This window comes from Cryobacterium sp. MP_3.1 (assembly GCF_035984795.1).
Classification (GTDB): Bacteria; Actinomycetota; Actinomycetes; order Actinomycetales; family Microbacteriaceae; genus Cryobacterium; species Cryobacterium zongtaii.
Genome location: NZ_JAXCHV010000057.1, coordinates 1 through 5,587, shown reverse-complemented (window position 1 = coordinate 5,587; position 5,587 = coordinate 1). Strand labels below are relative to the sequence as shown.

Below are 5,587 nucleotides of genomic sequence, written 5' to 3'. Positions count from 1 at the left end.
GGGTGCGTCCGATCCTTGAGAACTCAACAGCGTGCACAATGTCAAATGCCAAAAACCTCGGTCGTAGGGTCCCTTTCTAGGGGATACCGCGAAAGAGATTCCTTTGGAAAACATTTAAACAACAAAGCAAGTCAGTAATGATTTGTTCTGTCAGTTTCAAACTTGCTGATTGTTCGCCTATTCCGGTGGCTTTCGGCACTAGATGTGCCCACTGAGCTTGCTCGGTGAGGCTATTAAACATTTACGGAGAGTTTGATCCTGGCTCAGGACGAACGCTGGCGGCGTGCTTAACACATGCAAGTCGAACGGTGACGGAGGAGCTTGCTCCTTCTGATCAGTGGCGAACGGGTGAGTAACACGTGAGTAACCTGCCCTTGACTCTGGGATAAGCACTGGAAACGGTGTCTAATACCGGATACGAACTTCAGCCGCATGGCTAGGAGTTGGAAAGAATTTCGGTCAAGGATGGACTCGCGGCCTATCAGCTAGTTGGTGAGGTAATGGCTCACCAAGGCGACGACGGGTAGCCGGCCTGAGAGGGTGACCGGCCACACTGGGACTGAGACACGGCCCAGACTCCTACGGGAGGCAGCAGTGGGGAATATTGCACAATGGGCGCAAGCCTGATGCAGCAACGCCGCGTGAGGGACGACGGCCTTCGGGTTGTAAACCTCTTTTAGTAGGGAAGAAGCGAAAGTGACGGTACCTGCAGAAAAAGCACCGGCTAACTACGTGCCAGCAGCCGCGGTAATACGTAGGGTGCAAGCGTTGTCCGGAATTATTGGGCGTAAAGAGCTCGTAGGCGGTTTGTCGCGTCTGCTGTGAAAACCCGAGGCTCAACCTCGGGCCTGCAGTGGGTACGGGCAGACTAGAGTGCGGTAGGGGAGATTGGAATTCCTGGTGTAGCGGTGGAATGCGCAGATATCAGGAGGAACACCAATGGCGAAGGCAGATCTCTGGGCCGTAACTGACGCTGAGGAGCGAAAGCATGGGGAGCGAACAGGATTAGATACCCTGGTAGTCCATGCCGTAAACGTTGGGAACTAGATGTGGGGACCATTCCACGGTCTCCGTGTCGCAGCTAACGCATTAAGTTCCCCGCCTGGGGAGTACGGCCGCAAGGCTAAAACTCAAAGGAATTGACGGGGGCCCGCACAAGCGGCGGAGCATGCGGATTAATTCGATGCAACGCGAAGAACCTTACCAAGGCTTGACATATAGAGGAAACGGCTGGAAACAGTCGCCCCGCAAGGTCTCTATACAGGTGGTGCATGGTTGTCGTCAGCTCGTGTCGTGAGATGTTGGGTTAAGTCCCGCAACGAGCGCAACCCTCGTCCTATGTTGCCAGCACGTAATGGTGGGAACTCATGGGATACTGCCGGGGTCAACTCGGAGGAAGGTGGGGATGACGTCAAATCATCATGCCCCTTATGTCTTGGGCTTCACGCATGCTACAATGGCCGGTACAAAGGGCTGCAATACCGCAAGGTGGAGCGAATCCCAAAAAGCCGGTCTCAGTTCGGATTGAGGTCTGCAACTCGACCTCATGAAGTCGGAGTCGCTAGTAATCGCAGATCAGCAACGCTGCGGTGAATACGTTCCCGGGCCTTGTACACACCGCCCGTCAAGTCATGAAAGTCGGTAACACCCGAAGCCAGTGGCCAAACCCGCAAGGGATGGAGCTGTCGAAGGTGGGATCGGTGATTAGGACTAAGTCGTAACAAGGTAGCCGTACCGGAAGGTGCGGCTGGATCACCTCCTTTCTAAGGAGCACAGCAGTGCCGTCTGTATACAGCGGAGTAACACTGCCAAGTCATACGAAGACGAATGTTCTTCGATGGCGCTCATGGGTGGAACATTGACATTGATGCAGAGCCAATTGGTTCGATCTCAGTACTTCACTTTTAGTGAATGGAAAGGGTTGGGTCAGGCGGGTTTGCATATGCACGCTGTTGGGTCCTGAGGGACCGGAACACGAATCGCTTTCGAGTGGTGAGTGGACTTTTCCTCTGGACCTTTTTCGGTCAGCAGTCGAGCTTCAGTGATGGAGCCGCTGGTCGTGAGGGGTACCGCCCGTACTTTGAGAACTACACAGTGGACGCGAGCATCTTAAATTTGAACCCTGCGGGGTCAAATTACAAAGATCAACACACTTTTCGAAGTGTGTGATCATTGGTCAATTTCGGTCGCGAATTTATTCGCGGCACTTAATCGATTCAAACTCATGTGATTTCAAATTTTCAAGAGCAAACGGTGAATGCCTTGGCATGTAGAGCCGAAGAAGGACGTAGTAATCTGCGATAAGCCTCGGGGAGTTGATAAACGAACTGTGATCCGAGGATGTCCGAATGGGGAAACCCCGCCAGGCCCGCAAGGTGACCTGGTGACTCCCGCCTGAATATATAGGGCGGGTAGAGGGAACGTGGGGAAGTGAAACATCTCAGTACCCACAGGAAGAGAAAACAATAGTGATTCCGTTAGTAGTGGCGAGCGAACCCGGAAGAGGCTAAACCGATCATGTGTGATAGCCGGCAGGCGTTGCATGGTCGGGGTTGCGGGACTTTTCTGCTGATTCTGCCGAACAGTGAGCGTTACAAAGGAATATAGACGAACAGGATTGAAAGCCTGGTCATAGAGGGTGCGAACCCCGTAGTCGAAATGTTCCAATGGCGCGAAGAGTATCCCAAGTAGCACGGGGCCCGAGAAATCCCGTGTGAATCTGTCAGGACCACCTGATAAGCCTAAATACTCCTACATGACCGATAGTGAACAAGTACCGTGAGGGAAAGGTGAAAAGTACCCCGGGAGGGGAGTGAAATAGTACCTGAAACCGTTTGCTTACAAACCGTTGGAGCACCCTTTGTTGGTGTGACAGCGTGCCTTTTGAAGAATGAGCCTGCGAGTTAGTGATATGTGGCGAGCTTAACCCGAGAGGGGAATGCGTAGCGAAAGCGAGTCTGAATAGGGCGATTCAGTCGCATGTCCTAGACCCGAAGCGAAGTGATCTATCCATGGCCAGGTTGAAGCGACGGTAAGACGTCGTGGAGGACCGAACCCACTTCAGTTGAAAATGGAGGGGATGAGCTGTGGATAGGGGTGAAAGGCCAATCAAACTTCGTGATAGCTGGTTCTCTCCGAAATGCATTTAGGTGCAGCGTTGCGTGTTTCTTGCCGGAGGTAGAGCTACTGGATAGCCGATGGGCCCTAAAAGGTTACTGACGTTAGCCAAACTCCGAATGCCGGTAAGTGAGAGCGCAGCAGTGAGACGGTGGGGGATAAGCTTCATCGTCGAGAGGGAAACAACCCAGACCACCATCTAAGGTCCCAAAGCGCGTGCTAAGTGGGAAAGGATGTGGAGTTGCATAGACAACCAGGAGGTTGGCTTAGAAGCAGCCACCCTTGAAAGAGTGCGTAATAGCTCACTGGTCAAGTGATTCCGCGCCGACAATGTAACGGGGCTCAAGCACGCCACCGAAGTTGTGGCATTGATATTTTTGGTAAGCCGCACCCTTGTGGTGTTGGTTCAGCCGTGTTGATGGGTAGGAGAGCGTCGTGTGGCCAGCGAAGCGGCGGTGTAAACCAGCCGTGGAGGCTACACGAGTGAGAATGCAGGCATGAGTAGCGAAAGACGGGTGAGAAACCCGTCCTCCGAAAGATCAAGGTTTCCAGGGCCAGGCTAATCCGCCCTGGGTAAGTCGGGACCTAAGGCGAGGCCGACAGGCGTAGTCGATGGACAACGGGTTTATATTCCCGTACTGATGAAAAACCGTCCAAGCTAATCCAGTAATGCTAAGCATCTGAATCCTCTAGATGGATCCCTTCGGGGTGAAGCGTGAGGCCTAGCGTGCGACCCTATGCTGGTGCGGTTAGCGTATTAACAGGTGTGACGCAGGAAGGTAGCTGAGCCGGGCGATGGTTGTCCCGGTCTAAGGATGTAGGGCGAACGATAGGCAAATCCGTCGTTCATTAAGCCTGAGACCCGATGGGTAGCCCGTAAGGGTGAAATCAGTGATCCTATGCTGCCAAGAAAAGCATCGACGCGAGGTTTTAGTCACCCGTACCCCAAACCGACTCAGGTGATCAGGTAGAGAATACTAAGGAGATCGAGAGAATCGTGGTTAAGGAACTCGGCAAAATGCCCCCGTAACTTCGGGAGAAGGGGGGCCTGAGGCGTGAAGGGATTTACTCCTGGAGCGTTCGAAGGCCGCAGAGACCAGTGGGAAGCGACTGTTTACTAAAAACACAGGTCCGTGCCAAGTCGCAAGACGATGTATACGGACTGACGCCTGCCCGGTGCTGGAAGGTTAAGAGGAACGGTTAGCCGCAAGGCGAAGCTGAGAATTTAAGCCCCAGTAAACGGCGGTGGTAACTATAACCATCCTAAGGTAGCGAAATTCCTTGTCGGGTAAGTTCCGACCTGCACGAATGGCGTAACGACTTCCCAGCTGTCTCAACCGCGAACTCGGCGAAATTGCATTACGAGTAAAGATGCTCGTTACGCGCAGCAGGACGGAAAGACCCCGTGACCTTTACTACAGCTTGGTATTGGTGTTCGGTGTGGCTTGTGTAGGATAGGTGGGAGACTTTGAAGCTTGGACGCTAGTTCAGGTGGAGTCATCGTTGAAATACCACTCTGGTCATATTGGATACCTAACTTCGAACCGTGATCCGGTTCAGGGACAGTGCCTGGTGGGTAGTTTAACTGGGGCGGTTGCCTCCTAAAAAGTAACGGAGGCGCCCAAAGGTTCCCTCAACCTGGTTGGCAATCAGGTGTCGAGTGTAAGTGCACAAGGGAGCTTGACTGTAAGACTGACAAGTCGAGCAGGGACGAAAGTCGGGACTAGTGATCCGGCAGTGGCTTGTGGAAGCGCTGTCGCTCAACGGATAAAAGGTACCTCGGGGATAACAGGCTGATCTTGCCCAAGAGTCCATATCGACGGCATGGTTTGGCACCTCGATGTCGGCTCGTCGCATCCTGGGGCTGGAGTAGGTCCCAAGGGTTGGGCTGTTCGCCCATTAAAGCGGTACGCGAGCTGGGTTTAGAACGTCGTGAGACAGTTCGGTCCCTATCCGCTGCGCGCGCAGGAAATTTGAGAAGATCTATCCCTAGTACGAGAGGACCGGGATGGACGAACCTCTGGTGTGTCAGTTGTTCCGCCAGGAGCACCGCTGATTAGCTACGTTCGGAACGGATAACCGCTGAAAGCATCTAAGCGGGAAGCCGGCTTCGAGATGAGATTTCCATCCCTTAGGGGGAGAGGCTCGCAGCTAGACTACTGCGTTGATAGGCCGGATGTGGAAGAGAGGACTAAAGACTCTTGGAGCTGACCGGTACTAATAAGCCGATAATTTGATAACACTCAGTTTGAATAAGCTGCTATGCGTCCACTATGTGGTTCTCGATGTACGGTCGAGAACAAACGCCCTCCACGGAGGGCTCTATAACTAAAAAATATAGATTCGATTCACCATCACCAGGTGTTTCGGCGGCTATAGCAAGAGGGAAACGCCCGGTCACATTCCGAACCCGGAAGCTAAGACTCTTTGCGCCGATGGTACTGCAGGGGGGACCCTGTGGGAGAGTAGG

At 53.3% G+C, this 5,587-nt stretch carries 3 rRNA genes; all 3 read left to right on the top strand.

Annotated elements, in window-relative coordinates:
• The first annotated feature begins 240 nt into the window (after positions 1–240).
• Positions 241–1,763 (top strand): 16S ribosomal RNA (locus RCH12_RS18285).
• Between the two features lie 467 nt (positions 1,764–2,230).
• A 23S ribosomal RNA gene (locus RCH12_RS18280) occupies positions 2,231–5,358 on the top strand.
• A 124-nt stretch (positions 5,359–5,482) separates the two neighbouring features.
• Positions 5,483–5,587, top strand: a 5S ribosomal RNA gene (rrf, locus tag RCH12_RS18275); the annotation flags it as partial.